This is a genomic window from Tardiphaga sp. OK246, assembly GCF_900188215.1.
GTDB lineage: Bacteria > Pseudomonadota > Alphaproteobacteria > Rhizobiales > Xanthobacteraceae > Tardiphaga > Tardiphaga robiniae.
In genome coordinates this window covers 35362-50994 of the sequence record NZ_FZOX01000004.1, presented here as the reverse complement: position 1 = coordinate 50994, position 15633 = coordinate 35362, and the positions used below count along the sequence as shown (strand labels likewise).

The 15633-nt window shown below is 61.6% G+C and carries 17 protein-coding genes; 4 read left to right on the top strand and 13 right to left on the bottom strand.

What is annotated here, in order from left to right; genetic code table 11:
* Window positions 1–4: 4 nt before the first annotated feature.
* From CHC01_RS18605 to CHC01_RS18585, 5 genes are all read right to left on the bottom strand, one after another.
* Entirely contained in the window at window positions 5–763 is a 759-nt protein-coding gene (locus tag CHC01_RS18605) for a metal ABC transporter ATP-binding protein (protein ID WP_089265776.1), read from the bottom strand.
* Window positions 760–972, bottom strand: a complete 213-nt coding sequence (locus CHC01_RS33120) for a hypothetical protein (protein WP_089265775.1) — start codon at window positions 970–972, stop codon at window positions 760–762. The genes CHC01_RS18605 and CHC01_RS33120 overlap by 4 nt, the downstream gene beginning before the upstream one ends.
* An 89-nt stretch (window positions 973–1061) precedes the next feature.
* Window positions 1062–1436 carry a fluoride efflux transporter CrcB gene (gene crcB, locus CHC01_RS18595; protein ID WP_089265774.1) on the bottom strand — a complete coding sequence of 125 codons (375 nt, stop codon included), beginning with the start codon at window positions 1434–1436 and terminating at the stop codon, window positions 1062–1064.
* Between the two features lie 170 nt (window positions 1437–1606).
* Window positions 1607–2206 (bottom strand): superoxide dismutase, encoded by a 600-nt coding sequence (locus tag CHC01_RS18590; RefSeq protein WP_089265773.1) that lies wholly within the window; start codon window positions 2204–2206, stop codon window positions 1607–1609.
* Between the two features lie 106 nt (window positions 2207–2312).
* Window positions 2313–3554, bottom strand: coding sequence for an MFS transporter (locus tag CHC01_RS18585; RefSeq protein ID WP_089265772.1), 1242 nt, complete (start codon window positions 3552–3554; stop codon window positions 2313–2315).
* A 116-nt stretch (window positions 3555–3670) separates the two neighbouring features.
* Between CHC01_RS18585 and CHC01_RS18580 the strand changes: the two genes are divergently transcribed.
* Both CHC01_RS18580 and CHC01_RS18575 read left to right on the top strand, forming a co-directional pair.
* Window positions 3671–4195 (top strand): GNAT family N-acetyltransferase, encoded by a 525-nt coding sequence (locus CHC01_RS18580; RefSeq protein ID WP_089266224.1) that lies wholly within the window; start codon window positions 3671–3673, stop codon window positions 4193–4195.
* 144 nt (window positions 4196–4339) lie between these two features.
* On the top strand, window positions 4340–4783 hold the full coding sequence (locus tag CHC01_RS18575; protein WP_089265771.1) for a DUF2147 domain-containing protein: 444 nt from the start codon (window positions 4340–4342) through the stop codon (window positions 4781–4783).
* Window positions 4784–4797: 14 nt separating this feature from the next.
* Here the strand turns inward: CHC01_RS18575 and CHC01_RS18570 are convergent, their stop codons facing one another.
* From CHC01_RS18570 to CHC01_RS18550, 5 genes are all read right to left on the bottom strand, one after another.
* Window positions 4798–5949, bottom strand: a complete 1152-nt coding sequence (locus CHC01_RS18570; protein WP_089265770.1) for a DUF3095 domain-containing protein — start codon at window positions 5947–5949, stop codon at window positions 4798–4800.
* Window positions 5950–6040: 91 nt separating this feature from the next.
* Complete coding sequence (glnT, locus tag CHC01_RS18565; protein WP_089265769.1) at window positions 6041–7345, bottom strand: type III glutamate--ammonia ligase; 1305 nt, start codon at window positions 7343–7345, stop codon at window positions 6041–6043.
* A gap of 39 nt (window positions 7346–7384) precedes the next feature.
* On the bottom strand, window positions 7385–8716 hold the full coding sequence (locus tag CHC01_RS18560) for an FMN-binding glutamate synthase family protein (protein ID WP_089265768.1): 1332 nt from the start codon (window positions 8714–8716) through the stop codon (window positions 7385–7387).
* Entirely contained in the window at window positions 8716–9402 is a 687-nt protein-coding gene (locus CHC01_RS18555) for a GltB/FmdC/FwdC-like GXGXG domain-containing protein (RefSeq protein ID WP_089265767.1), read from the bottom strand. Before CHC01_RS18555 ends, CHC01_RS18560 begins: the two co-directional genes overlap by 1 nt.
* On the bottom strand, window positions 9402–10295 hold the full coding sequence (locus CHC01_RS18550; RefSeq protein ID WP_089265766.1) for a class II glutamine amidotransferase: 894 nt from the start codon (window positions 10293–10295) through the stop codon (window positions 9402–9404). The genes CHC01_RS18555 and CHC01_RS18550 overlap by 1 nt, the downstream gene beginning before the upstream one ends.
* A 140-nt stretch (window positions 10296–10435) precedes the next feature.
* Between CHC01_RS18550 and CHC01_RS18545 the strand changes: the two genes are divergently transcribed.
* Window positions 10436–11092 carry a helix-turn-helix domain-containing protein gene (locus CHC01_RS18545; RefSeq protein ID WP_176454660.1) on the top strand — a complete coding sequence of 219 codons (657 nt, stop codon included), beginning with the start codon at window positions 10436–10438 and terminating at the stop codon, window positions 11090–11092.
* Between the two features lie 3 nt (window positions 11093–11095).
* Here the strand turns inward: CHC01_RS18545 and CHC01_RS18540 are convergent, their stop codons facing one another.
* From CHC01_RS18540 to CHC01_RS18530, 3 genes are all read right to left on the bottom strand, one after another.
* Window positions 11096–12058: a GlxA family transcriptional regulator gene (locus CHC01_RS18540; RefSeq protein WP_089265764.1), complete on the bottom strand. Its 963-nt coding sequence runs from the start codon at window positions 12056–12058 to the stop codon at window positions 11096–11098.
* A gap of 48 nt (window positions 12059–12106) precedes the next feature.
* Window positions 12107–13363: an aminopeptidase gene (locus tag CHC01_RS18535; protein ID WP_089265763.1), complete on the bottom strand. Its 1257-nt coding sequence runs from the start codon at window positions 13361–13363 to the stop codon at window positions 12107–12109.
* Between the two features lie 94 nt (window positions 13364–13457).
* The gene (locus CHC01_RS18530; RefSeq protein ID WP_089265762.1) at window positions 13458–13694 is read right to left on the bottom strand and encodes a ribbon-helix-helix domain-containing protein; all 237 of its coding nucleotides are present in this window, start codon (window positions 13692–13694) and stop codon (window positions 13458–13460) included.
* 234 nt (window positions 13695–13928) lie between these two features.
* On the opposite strand from CHC01_RS18530, the gene CHC01_RS18525 reads away from it, so the two are divergent.
* The gene (locus tag CHC01_RS18525; RefSeq protein WP_089265761.1) at window positions 13929–15479 is read left to right on the top strand and encodes a methyltransferase domain-containing protein; all 1551 of its coding nucleotides are present in this window, start codon (window positions 13929–13931) and stop codon (window positions 15477–15479) included.
* The last annotated feature ends 154 nt before the right edge of the window (window positions 15480–15633 follow it).

The following is a 15633-nucleotide window of genomic DNA, read 5'->3' as shown; positions in this document are numbered from 1 at the left end:
TCGATCAGGCCGCCCGCGAGTGTGCGGCATCGACAACACAGGTGCCGGCGCCATCGTCGAAGGCTTCGCACATGCGCCGCGCCTCCAGCAGGTTATCCGCCGTCAGCACCTGCTGGGTCGATCCCCAGGCCACGGAGCCGCGCGCCAGCAGCAGCGTCTCCGGGAAATGCGCGCGTACCATCTCCATATCGTGCAGCGCCGCCAGCACTGTACGCTTTTCTGCGTGCCAGTGACGCACCAGCGCAATCAGATCCGCCGACGTCTTGGTATCGATCGCATTGAACGGCTCGTCGAGCACGATCACCCGCGCATCCTGCAGCAATACACGCGCGAACAGCATGCGCTGCATCTGGCCGCCGGACAGCGTGCCGATATTGCGGTTCTCGAATCCGTTGAGGCCAACAGCGGCGAGCGCCCGTCCAATTTGCCCGCGCGCGGTCTTGCCAAGGCCGCCGAATATCCCGGTCGTGCGCCAAAGCCCTGTGCCGACGAAGTCGAACACCGAAATAGGGAATGTGCGGTCGATATCGACGCTCTGCGGCAGGTAAGCGATGTCGCGCGCCTTCAGGCCGCCAAGTGTGATCGCGCCCGTCAGCGGCTTCAGGATGCCGACGATGCCGCGAAACAGCGTGGATTTGCCGGCGCCGTTCGGCCCAACCACCGCGAGCAAACTGCCAGCGGCGATCTCGCCATTGAGGTGATGCACCGCCGGATGCCGGTCATAGCCCAGCGTGACGTTCTGGAAAGCGAGCTGTGCTGTCATGACGGCCTCATCGCTAGCAGAACCACCGCCCAGAGCGCTGCGGAGACCGCCAGCGCAGCCCCAAGCCGTGCGGGCAACGTCATGCGCAGGATCGACCAGGGCGCAGGCTGGGCTGGATGCGGGCTTGCCGGGCCATGGCTGTGGGTATGACCGTGGCCGTGCGCGTGACCATCGGAATGGTCAAAACCGTGGGAATGGGAATGCGCCATGAAATCGGGCCTGGCCAATGAATATCCGGCGCCGAGGCGCCTGACTGTCATTTATGTTATATTATAACATACCGCAAGCCCAGGAGGGTTCAGGCGAAGTGGCGGACCAGCGCCAGGCCAGCAAAAAGCCCGGCAATCGACAGCACCACCGACCCCAGCACATAGGCCAGGGCGAGGCCCAATTCGCCGCGCTCATAGAGCACTGCCGTATCCAGTGAAAAGGCCGAAAAGGTCGTGTAGCCGCCGAGGATGCCGGTCATCAGGAACAGGCGCCAGGGCTGCGAGGCCTCGCCCTTGTAAGCCAGATAGCCGGCGATCAGGCCCATCACCGTGGAGCCAGTGATGTTGATGATGAAGGTGCCCCACGGGAACGCCGCTCCCATGCAGCGAGCGCAGGTCATGTTGATGACATGGCGCAAGGTGGCGCCAAGGCCGCCGCCGACAAAAACCAAAACATAATTCATCGAACACCCGCTGCGCTTGGTGGCTCACGTCATTCCGTTCTGCCGCAGCGTGTCTGCGGCGGCAAGTCGCAGCAGGCCGAGCAAGACACGAAAACGTCACGACAACGAAAAAAGGCGGCAGCTTGCGCCACCGCCCTTCCCGCGCGTCATTAAACGCAAATCGAAAGCGATCAGACCACCTTGCCGAACTGCTCGTCGACATATTCCCAGTTCACAAGGTGATCGACGAACGCCTTGAGATAGTCGGGACGCCGGTTGCGGTAGTCGATGTAGTAGGAGTGCTCCCAGACGTCGACGCCGAGGATCGGGGTCGCGCCATGGACCAACGGGCTTTCGCCGTTCGCGGTCTTGGAGATTTCCAGCTTGCCGTTCTTGACCGAGAGCCAGGCCCAGCCGGAGCCGAACTGGCCAACGCCTGCAGCGGCGAAGTCGGTCTTGAACTTCTCGAGACCGCCGAGATCCTCGGTGATCTTCTTCTCCAGACGGCCGGGCAGCTTGTCGCCACCGCCGTTCGGCTTCATCCAGTTCCAGAAGTGGAGATGGTTGTAGTGCTGGCCGGCATTGTTGAAGAGCGCGGCATTCTTGCCGAACGAGCCCTTCACGATTTCTTCAAGCGATTTGCCTTCGAATTCGGTGCCCTTCAGCAGGTTATTGCCGTTGGTCACGTAAGCCTGATGGTGCTTATCGTGATGGAATTCCAGCGTTTCCTTCGACATATGCGGCGCGAGCGCGTCATAGGCGTAAGGCAGATTGGGAAGCGTGAAGGTCATGGGTCAAGATCCGCAATAATGGGAGAGGTGGCTTAACGGGAACCCTTATAGAAGGTTCCGCCCGGCTCCGACACTCCCATCTTTGCGATCCCCGATCGCTTCGCGATCAGGCCACGCTCGGCATTGCGGCGGAGACGGCATCGCGCCGCACTGGCGGCTTCACATTCATCAGCATCTGGAAGCATCCGGCGATCAATCCGATGATCACGGCGAATTGCCAGGCGCGATCATAATTGCCGAGATGCGAGAAGATCATGCCACCGCCCCAGGCGCCGAGGAAAGATCCTGCCTGATGGCTGAGGAAGGCGATGCCGGTGAGTGTCGCCATGAAGCGCAACCCGAACAGCTGCGCGACGAGGCCGTTCACCAGCGGGACCACGCCGAGCCACAGCGATCCCAGCACGGCTGCGAAAATCATGGTCGTGGTAGGAGTTGCGGGAAAATAGAAGTAGGTGGCGAGCGCCAGCGAGCGGGCGATGTAAATTCCGCCGAGCAAAATCTGCTTCGGATAAAGGCCGCCAAGCCAGCCAAAGGCATAGGAGCCAAACACATTGAAAAGACCGACTATTGCCAGCGCGGTGGCGCCAAGCGACGCGTCGAGGCCGCAGATCGCCAGATAATTCGGCAGATGCGTGGTGATGAATACTAGCTGCAGGCCGCAGACAAAGAACGACAACGCCAGCACGATATAACCGGAATGACCGAGTGCGGACTGCACCACTTCTCCCAAAGATTGCTGCAGCTCATCCGCCGGTGCGCGTTCGATCTTGTCGGACTGACCGGCAAACAGCGCAGCGGGGAGCATCACCGCTGCGAGGCCGAGAAAGCCGATCAGCGCCACTTGCCAGCCCGCCGTCGAGATCAGCGTCTGCGCCAGCGGCGACGCGATGACGAGACCGAGCGAACCGGCGGCCGACACAGCACCCATGGTGACGCTGCGCTTGGCGGCGGAGACGCTGCGCGAAGCTACCGTCATGGTCATGCTCGACGCCGTGCAGGACAGTGCGAGGCCGACGCAAAGGCCGGCGCCCAGCGTGAACACCAACGGCGTGGTCGCGACCATCATCAAGACGAGACCGGCGGCATAAATCAAAACGCCGGTGATCATGACGTGACGGGTGCCGAAACGATCGGCGATGGCGCCGATAAAGGGCTGCGAGATGCCCCAGATCACGTTCTGCAAAGCGGTGGCCAGGGAGAAATCAGCCGTGGTGATGGCGGTGTCGCGCAGAATCGAGGGTTGAAACAGGCCGAAGCTCTGGCGCATGCCCATGGCCAAGCTGAGCAGCGTCGCCGCGCCGGCCAAAATCGCCCAGCGCTGGTATTTGGAGAGCTCCGCCTCAGTCATTCCAACGTTTCCTTGATCCCTAGAATATTATTCTCAGATAAGCACTGGATTCGACAGGTTTACTACCCTCGGACCGACCTATAAGGGCTGCACAAAGCGCAGAGGTGGCGACCGAAATGAGCATCGAAATCGAGATTGTGACCGGCGATGCTTCATGGCCGAGCGTCAAACCGCTGTTCGACCTCGCATCGCCGCGGGAGGTAGTCGAAAAGCTGTCCTGGGGACACGTGGTCTTCGCCTATCCCGAATTGCGGGTCATCGTGGAGGACGACGGACAGCCGGTCTGCCATGTCGGCCTGTATCGGCGCGAAGGCATATGGAAGGATCGCAAGACGCGGATTGGCGGCATCGGCGGCGTTGTGACGCATCCCGACTATCGTCGTCGCGGTCTGGCCAGTCTGGCGCTCACCGCCGCACTCCATACGCTGAAAGACGAACGCGCCACCGATTTTGCGCTGCTATTCTGTGAACCGCACAATCTGGATTTCTACACGCGCCGCAACTGGAAGCCGTTCATCGGCGAGGTCTATGCCGAACAGCACGGCGAGCGGGTACGCTTCGATGTCATGACCCCGCTGGTGTCCTACCTGAAGCGAGCGCCGCATGAAGGCGAGATGGACCTGTGCGGGCTGCCGTGGTGACCGCCACCGGTTGACCTGAGCAAGCTGCGTCAAATTGAATCGATCATGATCATTTGAGACGCTGAGTAGTCTCAAACGCATCGCCGCGGCATTGCACAAATCCCATTTCTTGTTATGCAGACCGCCTGATCCGAGGAGACACGCATGGCCGCCAGATTCACTGTTATGATCGCATTGCTGGGTGCAGTGTCTGCAGGCTCCGCTGCGCAAGCCCAATCGGGCGGCGAAGCAACGGGTGTCTGGCAGACCCAGGCCGGCGATGCACAGGTGCGGGTCAGCAAATGCGGCACCATCCTGTGCGGCACGGTCGTTTCGCTGCGCGACAAGATCGATCCGCAGACCGGCAAACCGCCGATCGACGACAAGAATCCCGATCCCGCGCTGGCCAAGCGCTCGATGATTGGCATTCATCTCTTCTACGACATGCGCCCTACCGGAGCGAACACGTGGTCGGGCCGGATCTACAATGCCGATGACGGGAAGATCTATACCAGCAACGTCGCGCTGGTGGGGCCGAACACGCTGAAGGTCGAAGGCTGCGTCGGCGCATTCTGCGGTGGCGAAAACTGGACCCGCGTCGGCCGCTGATCAGGCGATCTCTTTCAAACCGACATAGCCTTCAACGCGGTGGCCGCCGAGGCATAGCCACCGCGCGCGCCGTCGATGAAATGTACGTGATCGCTGCGGATGGCTGACGGTGTGAAACACGTCATCATCGCAGCATCCTGCCGGTGCAGACCATAGCGCACCGTTCCTTCCGCGGCCGCCGCAACAAGACGCTGCTCCAGCGCGCGTTCGAGATCGGGTGTGCAATCCAGAATCATGCGGAGGCTATCGTCATATTTGCGGAAATCCGAGTTCTCGACCAACTGCTGCACATAGGTCTTCGGCACGAAGCCGCCGACGCTAATGCCAAAACGCATCAACACAAAAACGAACAGCGTTCGCGTCGTCACCCAGATACGAAAGCGCGACAGCGATTTCGCGCCGCGGCCAGCTCGGATTTCGTAGCCGAGACCCGCGGGCGGCCACGTCATCGCGGGACCGCCTGCGGGTACGGGACGGCCCGCATTTGGACTGCGTTCGACCAGCGCGATAATGTCTTCGATGACGCGGCGAAATGCGGATGGCTCGGCGCCCGCTGCGGCCGTCACCAGCACCGACAGGATCAAACCGTGCGCCGATGGAATTTCCTCGAAACGACATGAGAGCCCGGAGAGATCGGGATAGGTCCCGACAGGTGCCGGCGTCACCGCGAATTCGCCGCGCTTCATCGCTGCCTCTGCCCAGCCCAATCCGCCACCGGAAAACATCGCATAGGACACATTCTTCGATGGACCGAAGCGCGCCACGCGCACGTCCGGCCCCTGCGCACGGATGTCCTTGATCGGGACCAGGGCCACCCGCATCACGAGATCGAGATCGTGCTTCACCCAGGTCGCCGTCGCCGCCAATGCCCCGCGGGCGCGATCGAGATCGTCCGGTGAGACTGCGAAGCTCGCGCCATCGCCGCCGAACACGAACGGGAATTCGCGGCCGTCCAACGCGTTGGTCACGGCAGCAATGACGGCAGCGCCGGCCATGTTGACGGCCTTGTAGCGCTGTTCGGCGATGGCCTTGGTGGATTCCACGATATCGGCGACGCCGATGATCCAGTCATCCGGCAGCGGCATGTACAAAGCCGGGTCCATCACCCGGTCGAAACCGTAAAATATTGAAATGCCGTCGTAAAACGCGCTGACGCCGGTCGTCATGGTGCGAAATGATCCTGCGACAACGTTGCGTCAACCCAATGACGCTCCTGAGGCAGAACTCATAGCACGCAATTTCGACGAACGTGCGGTATCAGCAATCCAAAGTCGTCTGCCGCTCCCATTCGGTGAGCTGACGGCAGTGCTCATTCCAGTCGCTGTGTTTGAGCTTGAGATACGATCCGACCACGACCTCGCCGAGCTGCGCCTTCAACACGTCGGATGCTTCGAGCGCCCGCAATGCATCGAGCAGGTTCAGCGGCAGCTGCTTTGCCTTCGGTACCTTCGCGCCTTCCGTATACATATTGATGTCGAGGCGCGGGCCGGGATCGCGGCTGTTGGCCATGCCGTCGAGACCAGCGGCGAGCAAGGTCGCCGGCAGCAGATAGGGATTCACCGCACCATCGGGCAAACGGAATTCGAACCGGCCCGCATCGGGAATGCGGATCATATGCGTGCGATTGTTGCCGCCGTAGGTCACCGTGTTCGGCGACCATGTCGCGCCCGAGAGCGTGCGCGGCGCATTGATGCGCTTGTAGGAATTCACCGTGGGATTGGTGATAGCGCAAACCGCTTCGGCCGAATGAACGAGGCCGCCGATGAAGTGATAGGCCGTCTTCGAGAGACCCAACTCGCCGCTCTCGTCCTCGAACACGTTCGAGCCGTCCTTGGTCGACCATAGTGACGCATGGACGTGGCAGCCGTTGCCAGTGAGATTGGCAAACGGCTTCGGCATGAAGGTCGCCTTGTAGCCGTGCTTTTCGGCAATCGACTTGACCATAAACTTAAAGAACGCGTGGCGATCGGCGGTCTTCAGCGCGGTGTCGAACTCCCAGTTCATCTCGAACTGGCCGTTGGCGTCTTCATGATCGTTCTGATAGGGCTTCCAGCCGAGCGCAATCATCGCATCACAGATTTCGGCGACGATCTCGTAGCGCCGCATCAGCGCCTGCTGGTCGTAGCATGGTTTGCTCTGCTGATCTGCCGGATCGGAAATCGCGGTGCCATCTGGTGAGATCAGAAAATACTCGCATTCGACGCCGGTCTTGAGTTCGACGCCTTGCCCCGCCGCCTTAGCAATGAGGCCTTTCAGCACCTGACGCGGATTCTGCGCCACGGGCTTGCCGCCCATATAAAGATCCCCGGTGACCCAGGCGACGCCGGGCTTCCATGGCAGCAGCGTCAGCGTATCCATGTCCGGCATCACGAGGACATCGGGGTCGGCTGGAGTCATGTCGAACCATGCCGCGAAACCGGCAAAGCCCGCTCCGGACTTGGCGACGCCGTCCATCGCGGTCGCCGGCACCAGCTTGGCGCGCATGCCGCCGAACAGATCGACGAAGGCGATGAGGAAATATTTGAGATCGTGTTGCTTGGCTAGTTCGGTCCAGGTCGTCATTGACACGCGCTCCGAAGATCATCCAGCCATAATGGCTCGTTAGATATTGCTGCCGGGAATCCAGTTCGTTCCCGCGAGAGGGACCCTCGCCATGGCCGCCGACTCCATTGTCAGCGCCACCAGATCTTCCGGTTCGAGATTGTGGACGTGGCTCTTGCCGCAAGCGCGTGCGATGGTCTGCGCTTCCAGCGTCATCACAGAGAGATAGTTTGCGAGCTTGCGGCCGGCGATCACGGGATCGAGCCGCGCGGCCAGCAAAGGATCCTGCGTGGTGATGCCAGCGGGATCGCGGCCTTCATGCCAGTCATCATAGGCGCCGGCGGTGGTGCCGAGCTTCTGGTACTCGGCTTCCAGCGCCGGATCATTATCGCCGAGCGCGATCAGCGCGGCCGTGCCGATCGCCACCGCATCCGCGCCAAGCGCAAGACACTTGGCCACATCAGCGCCATTACGGATGCCGCCGGAGACGATGAGCTGCACCTTGCGATGCATGCCGAGATCCTGCAGCGCCTTCACCGCAGGCGGGATCGCGCACATGGTGGGCAGGCCGACATTCTCGATGAACACATCCTGCGTCGCAGCCGTCCCGCCCTGCATGCCGTCGAGCACGATGGCATCGGCGCCGGATTTCACCGCGAGCGCGATATCGTAATACGGGCGTGAGGCACCGACCTTCACGTAAATGGGGATATTCCAGTCGGTGATCTCGCGCAGTTCCTGGATCTTGATTTCGAGATCGTCGGGCCCGGTCCAGTCCGGATGCCGGCACGCCGAGCGCTGGTCGATGCCGACGGGCAGACGGCGCATGCCGGCGACGCGCTCGGTAATCTTCTGGCCGAGCAACATGCCGCCGCCACCGGGCTTGGCGCCCTGCCCGACCACGACTTCAATTGCATCGGCCTTACGCAGGTCGTCCGGATTCATGCCGTAACGCGACGGCAGCACCTGATAGACGAGCAGATCGGAATGACCACGCTCTTCCGGCGTCATGCCGCCGTCGCCTGTGGTGGTGGATGTGCCGACCGCCGATGCGCCGCGACCGAGCGCTTCCTTGGCGGGACCGGACAGCGCACCGAAGCTCATGCCAGCGATGGTGATTGGAATCTTCAGATGAATCGGCTTCTTGGCGAAACGCGCGCCGATGACGACATCGGTGGCGCATTTCTCCCGGTAACCTTCGAGGGGATAGCGGCTGATCGAGGCGCCAAGAAACAGCAGATCGTCGAAATGCGGCAGCTTGCGCTTGGCGCCGGCGCCGCGGATGTCATAGATGCCGGTCGCGGCCGCACGGCGAATTTCCGCAATGGCTGCATCATCGAAGGTCGCGGACTTGCGCGGCGGCGTATGGATCCAGCGGTCTTGCGCGCTCATCAGTATGATCCGACGTTATCGATGTGGAAGTGATAGAGCTTACGCGCCGAGCCGTAGCGCTTGAACTCGTCGGGGCTGACGCCTTCGACGCCGGCTTCATCGAGCAGCCGCCTCAACTCGGTCTTGTGTTCGTCCTTGAGCGGCTTCTCGATGCAATCCGCACCAAGGCTGGCGACGGAGCCGCGCACGAAGAGCTGCGCCTCATAGATGGAATCGCCGAGTGCCTCGCCGGCATCGCCGAGCACCACGAGCTTGCCGGCCTGCGCCATGAAGGCGGAGAGATGGCCGACCGAGCCCTTCACGACGATATCGATGCCCTTCATGGAGATGCCGCAACGCGCGGACGCATTGCCGTCGATCACCAGCAGGCCACCATTGCCGCTGGCGCCAGCAGCCTGCGAGGCATCGCCCGTGACATGGACGCGGCCCGACATCATGTTTTCGGCGACACCCTGCCCGGCATTGCCGCGCACGGTGACGCGCGCCTGCTTGTTCATACCGGCGCAGTAATAGCCGACGTGTCCGTCGATCTCGATCTCGACCGGAAAATCGAGACCGACCGCGATATTGTGCTGGCCGCGCGGATTGCTGACGGTCCAGTGCGTCGCGTTGGTGTTATCAGTCAGCGCATGCAGCGCGCTGTTGAGTTCGCGCAGCGGCGAGGACGCAAGATCAACCGAAGGCATCAGTGCCGCTCCCACAAATAAACTTTGGCGGGTTCGGGCTCCCAGACCTTGGCGACGTCGATTCCCGGCAGATCGACCAGCGCACGATATTCGGTGCCGAAGGCGACCCAGCGATCGGTCTCGGCCATCACGGCTGGCTTGCAGGCAATGGGATCGCGCAGCACACCGAATCCGGACTCGGTGCCGATCACGAATGTGTAGAAACCATCCAGCGCGGAGAGTGACGAGGTCATTGCATCCTGCAGCGATGCGCCTGCCGCCATCTGCGAGCTGATATAGCCGGCGGCCACTTCGGAATCGTTTTCGGTGCGGAACGTCATGCCCTGGCGGATCAACTCGCGGCGAACGTCATTGTGGTTCGACAACGAACCGTTATGCACGAGGCACTGGTCCGTGCCCGTGGTGAAGGGGTGCGCGCCATTGGTGGTCACTGCGGACTCAGTCGCCATGCGGGTGTGGCCGACGGCATGGGTGCCAGCCATCGCGTTCAGACCGAAGCGCTTGGCCACGTCAGCGGGCAGACCGACTTCCTTGAACACAGCCATGCGCTTGCCGCGCGCAACCATGTCGACGTCTTTCATGCCGAGGAGCACAGATGCGACAGCAGCCTCGCGATCGGTGGGAACGCTGATGACGGCGTGGGTATCGTGCACCTGATACGAAATCGGTGCGCCGGCGATTTTACCAAGCGATGCCATCAGTTCAGCAAAATCGAACGACGGCGCAGCGCGCAGCGTCAGCTTGATCTGTCCGGCATCGCCGTCGCCATAAACAGCAAAGCCTGCAGAGTCAGGGCCGCGATCGCTCAGCGCTTCCAGCATGCCGGAGAGCAACCCGCCTAATTCGGGGGCCAGCTTTTGATCTTTCAGAAACAGACCGGCAATGCCGCACATGGCTCGCGTCTCGCTCGTTGAATGCGCGTGGACCTTGCCCGAAACAAAACCGCCATGTCAACCACAGAGAAAATAGTTTTCCTGACAAGAAATATTGCTATTGTCGGGAAATCAACGCTGCAGGAAACGCCATCGTGAAAGTGAAACCGAAGAAAACGAAATCATCGCCCGCCCGCTCAAAGCTGGAGGAGCTGCGCACCGGTTCGAACGCGCCGCTGGAAGTCGGTGGCTCCCTGGAATCCAAGATCGGCAATGAAGTGCGGCAGCTCCGCAAGGAGCTGGAGCTGACAGTGGCCGAGCTCAGCACATCGGCGGGCATCTCGACCGGCATGTTGTCGAAGATCGAGACCGGCAGCATCTCCGCATCGCTGGGGACGTTGAATGCACTCTCGAAAGCGCTCAACGTGCCGATCTCCAGATTCTTTCGCGAGACCGAGGAAGAGCGCGATTGCTCTTTTGTGAAGGCCGGCACAGGCGTCAAGATCGAACGCCGCGGCACCAAGTCCGGTCATCACTATCAACTGCTCGGCCAGTCGATCCACGGCGAGCTCGGCGTCGAGCCCTATCTGATCACGCTGAACGAGGATGCCGAGGCCTATAGTAACTTCCGTCACGCCGGTGTCGAGATGATCTACATGCTGACAGGCAAGGTGCGCTATCGCCATGCCGACCAGACCTATCTGATGGAGCCCGGCGACACGCTGTTCTTCGACGCCGCCGCGCGGCACGGGCCTGAGGAACTCGTGAAAGCACCGATGACGTATCTGTCTGTGATTATTTATCCGCGGCGGAGCTAGGCCTCACTTCGCTTTGCTCTTCCCCGGCATCCGGTCCTGCGACGGTGGCACGTCGAAGGCCCGCCGATACATCCGTGCGAAATGGCTGGCGCTGGCGAAGCCGCATTCGGCCGAGATCTCGACCACCGGTATGCTGGTCTGCTGTAACAGCGCGCGGGCCTTGGCGAGACGCAGGCTCAGGTAATGCTGCTCGATGGTTACGCCGAGATGCGCGGTGAACAGCCGCTCAAGCTGTCGCACGGACACGCCGGCCATTTTTGCCAGCTCGTCGCGCGGCGCAGGGCTGGCCAGACGCCGTTCCATCACGGCGATCGCCGAGAGCACGGCGCGATTGCTGGTGCCGAGGCGCTCGCGCAATGAAATGCGCTGGCTGTCGTCGCCGAGACGCACGGCGGTTTGCAGAAACCAGTCACTGACTTTCGCTGCCAGTGCCTGGCCGTGATCGCGGCGGATGATGGCATGCATCATGTCGAGCGCGGCGACACCACCGGCACAGGTGAGCCGGTTGCTATCGATCTCGAACAGCGTACGCGTCGGCTCGATCTCGGGAAAGGCTTCGATGAACGCATCGAGATGCTCCCAATGGATCGTGCAGCGAACGCCATCGAGTATGCCGGCCTTGGCCAGAATGAACGGCCCACCGGAGACGCCGCCGATGGCGCAGCCCGAGCGCGCGAGGCGACGTAGCCACGCCAGCGTCTTGGCATCATCGAATCCAGCGGGATTGCCACCGGCGCAAACCAGCACCGTATCGTAGCGCACGCTGTCGGCAATGGTGTGATCGGACGCCACCGACAATCCGTTCGATGCCAGGATCGCGTCGGCGCCGGTCGAGATCTGCAGCCACTGATACAGCTTCTTGCCGGCCAGCACATTGGCGGCGCGCAGCGGTTCGATCGCCGAGGCAAAGGACATCAGCGCGAAGCCGTCGATCAGGAGAAAGCCGACGCGGTGGGGCTGGGCCATAGATTTGAAGACTCAGTTTCCGCGCCCGTTCAGATCATAGCTGCAGCGTTACGCCCACTCGCCCTTGCGGAACACCGGCACGCGACGGCCGTCGGTGTGGACACCATCGATGTCGATCTCGCCGGAACCAATCATCCAGTCGATATGGATGAAGCTCTTGTTGCCGCCCTGCGCCGCGATCTGCTCGGGCGTGAGATCGCCGCCATTGACGAAGCACTTCGAATAGCACTGGCCGAGCGCAATATGGCAGGCGGCATTCTCGTCGAACAGCGTGTTGTAGAACAAGAGGCCACTCGCCGAGATCGGCGACGAATGCGGCACCAGCGCCACTTCACCGAGCCGACGCGAGCCTTCGTCGGTGTCGAGCACCTTGTTGAGCACTTCCTCGCCGCGTGAGGCCTTCGCCTCGACGATCCTGCCGTCCTCGAAGCGCACCGCGATGTTGTCGATCAGTGTGCCCTGATAGGATAGCGGCTTGGTTGATCGGACATGGCCGTTGACACGCGCAGCATGCGGTGTGGTGAAGACTTCCTCGGTCGGGATATTGGCGTTGCAGATGATGCCGTTCTTGGCCGTCGACGCGCCGCCTTCCCATTCATGGCCGTCGGCAAGACCCACCACAAGATCGGTGTCCGGCCCGGTGAAATGCAGCGCATGGAAGCGCTGGCCGTTCAGCCATTCGGTGCGGCTACGCAACGCAGCATTGTGCTTCGCCCAGGCGGCGATGGGATCGGCATTGTCGACGCGCGATGCGGCGAAGATCGCGTCCGCAAGCTTCTGTACGGCGACGTCGTCCTCATCGCCGGGAAACACCTGCTTGGCCCAGGACAGCGTGGGATAAGCGATGATATTCCAGTTGATGTCGAAGCCAGCGATCTTCTGCAGCGCCGGCTGATAAGCGATGGAATTCGCCTTACTGGCGCGCGAGACCTTGGCGGGATCTTCGTTCGACAGCAGCATCGGATTGTCGCCGACGATGGCAAGGCGCGCGGTGTTGTTGCCGAGCGCTTTGGCCATGCCCTCATAAAGCCAGCCGGCGGCGCGATCGAACGACGCATCGTGGCCGTAGCGGTAGCGCGCCAACGTCATCTCTTCATCGGAGAAAAACGGCGTCACCAGGCCTGCGCCGGCCTTGTAGGCATGTTCAGCGATTTTGCGCACCAGCGGCAGCGCCGCGGCGGGGCCGGTCAGCAGCAGATCCTGCCCCGGCGCAAGTTGCAGCCCAACTTTCACGGCGACTTCGGCCAGACGGTCGAGCTTCACGGGATCCATGGGGGTGGACAAATTGCGCTGGTGAACGGTCATGCAGAGGCCCTGACTGATGTGGAAGTGGCTGGACCGAATGTAGGCGCAGATGCGCCTTGCCGCCAGCCGGTCCGCCGCAGGGCTTACCGGACGCCTACGACAGCCCGGACTGCGGGACGAGGGCCTGGTAATGGGCCAGCGCGTAAAGCCTGATCGCCGAGGACAGGTTGTTCTGCTGTCGGTTCTTGTCGATCTCGCCGACGAGCTGCGACATCGTGATCCGGCGCATGCCGGCGATCTCCTTCAGCGCCGTCCAGAACGCCTCTTCGAGGCTGACGCTTGTCTTGTGTCCGGCGACAACGATCGATCGCTTTACGACGGGTGATTTCACCGCGCCTCCTCCATTTCATTTCCGCCCAGTGGTCGTTTTTCTTTCAGGACAGCTTATACGGATTGGAACCCGCGGCAACAGATCAGATGATGCGACCTTAGACGACTACGCATCGCGCAACCTGATATCAGAAACACAACCTCTGCGGCACAATCGCTGCCTTGTTTTCGCGGCGCGCATTGAGCAGAAGCAGCATAGTGCACAACTTCGGATTCGACTTTCCTGACTGACTCGATGGATTCCACTACGCTCGCACTTCCGGACGCCCAGCACGCCGCCGATCAGATCGATCGCTGGATGAAGGAGCACGCCGTCTTCGCGCTACTGATGGAGCATTCCGACAATGCATGTTCTGTGCTGCGGCAGTTTGCAACGATCAACCGCAACCATGGCCAGCATGACGTCGCTATCGACGCGCTTCTTGCTGCACTTGCACTGATGTCGACGGATGTCACCGCCTGGCGTGAGCTCGCGACGGACTATCAATTGAGCGGTCGCGACGAACTGGCGGAAGCAAGTGCGTTGCGCGCGCTCGCCATCGATCCGGACCACGCGACGACATGGCTGCAATATGCGAGCCTCGCCTACCGGCTGCAGCGTATCGATGATGCTGAAGCGGCCTATCTGCGCGCTCTGTCGGGCGATGCCTCGCTTGGCGACGCTCATCTCGGCCTGGGCGTGCTGTATCTCGGCTCCCGCCGTCCCGAGCAGGCGATCATGCATCTGCAATATGCACTATCCTGGGGCGGCATCGACGCGGTCACGCATCTTTGCCTCGGACAAGCCTTCTACATGGCCGGCCGGTTTGGCGAGAGCGCCGATGCGTTGGCAACCGCAAACGGCTTTGTGCCGCTGGAAGGCGTAACACTGCGTCTCTACGCCCGCGCGCGTACCTTTGCTTCGATGCTGGACGGCGACATTCAGGGCGCCATCACCCGCTACCCGACGCTTGCCGGACAAGAGACCGAACCACTGGACGAGGTCTTGCGCACAGCATTCGCGTTGTTCAGCGCCTATGGCATGCATGAAGCCGCTGCCACGGTCGGACGCCTGCGACTGGAAGGCCGGCCGAACGATCCTGTCCAACGCTACTTGCTGGATGCCGTCGGTGGACAGACACATGACCGCGCACCGGCAGCCTATGTCGAAGCGCACTTCGACGAATTCGCCGCAGGCTTCGACAGCAAGCTTGTGGACATTCTTGGCTACAAGGTGCCGCAGCAACTCGCCGATATGGTTGCGTCGTGCCGACCGACACTCGCGACCATTCTGGATCTCGGCTGCGGAACGGGGTTGGCTGCAGAGCCACTCGGGCGGTTCGGCGCGCGACTGACCGGCATCGACCTGTCGGGGAAGATGCTCGCCATCGCAACACGGCGGAACGCCTATCACGACCTTATCAAGGCCGATGTCGTGAGCTATCTCGCGGACAGCCCGCGCAGCTTCGACCTCGTCTTCGCTGCCGATCTTCTGATCTATCTCGGCCAGCTGGAAGAACTCATCGGCCTGATTGCGCGCGTGCTCCCTGCGGGTGGCCTCTTCGCAGCAAGCATCGAGGACGCGGGTCACGGCGACTTCACGTTGCTCTCGTCAGGCAGGTTCGCCCATAGCGAGACATATTTCGAAACCTGCGCCGCGAAGGACTTCGAAATCGCATGCAAGGAGAATTCCGAGCTGCGCCTCGAAGCAGGGCGCCCTGCCCTCGGCACGCTTTACGTGCTGCGTCGCCGTGCCCGGCCGAGCACCGAGAACGGCCAGCTCACTACCGCAACAAACCACCAATAAATTGACGAGATCTTCGCCAGCGCGCGTCCGCCTTCGAACCTGTTGTCTGCACAGATCGGGAGCCACCTCGAACCTGAAGCGCACCGCACAAGATTTAATCACCTGCCTAGGAAATCAGTAATGCCGCTCGTTTTAATGGCACGACTGATCTGCG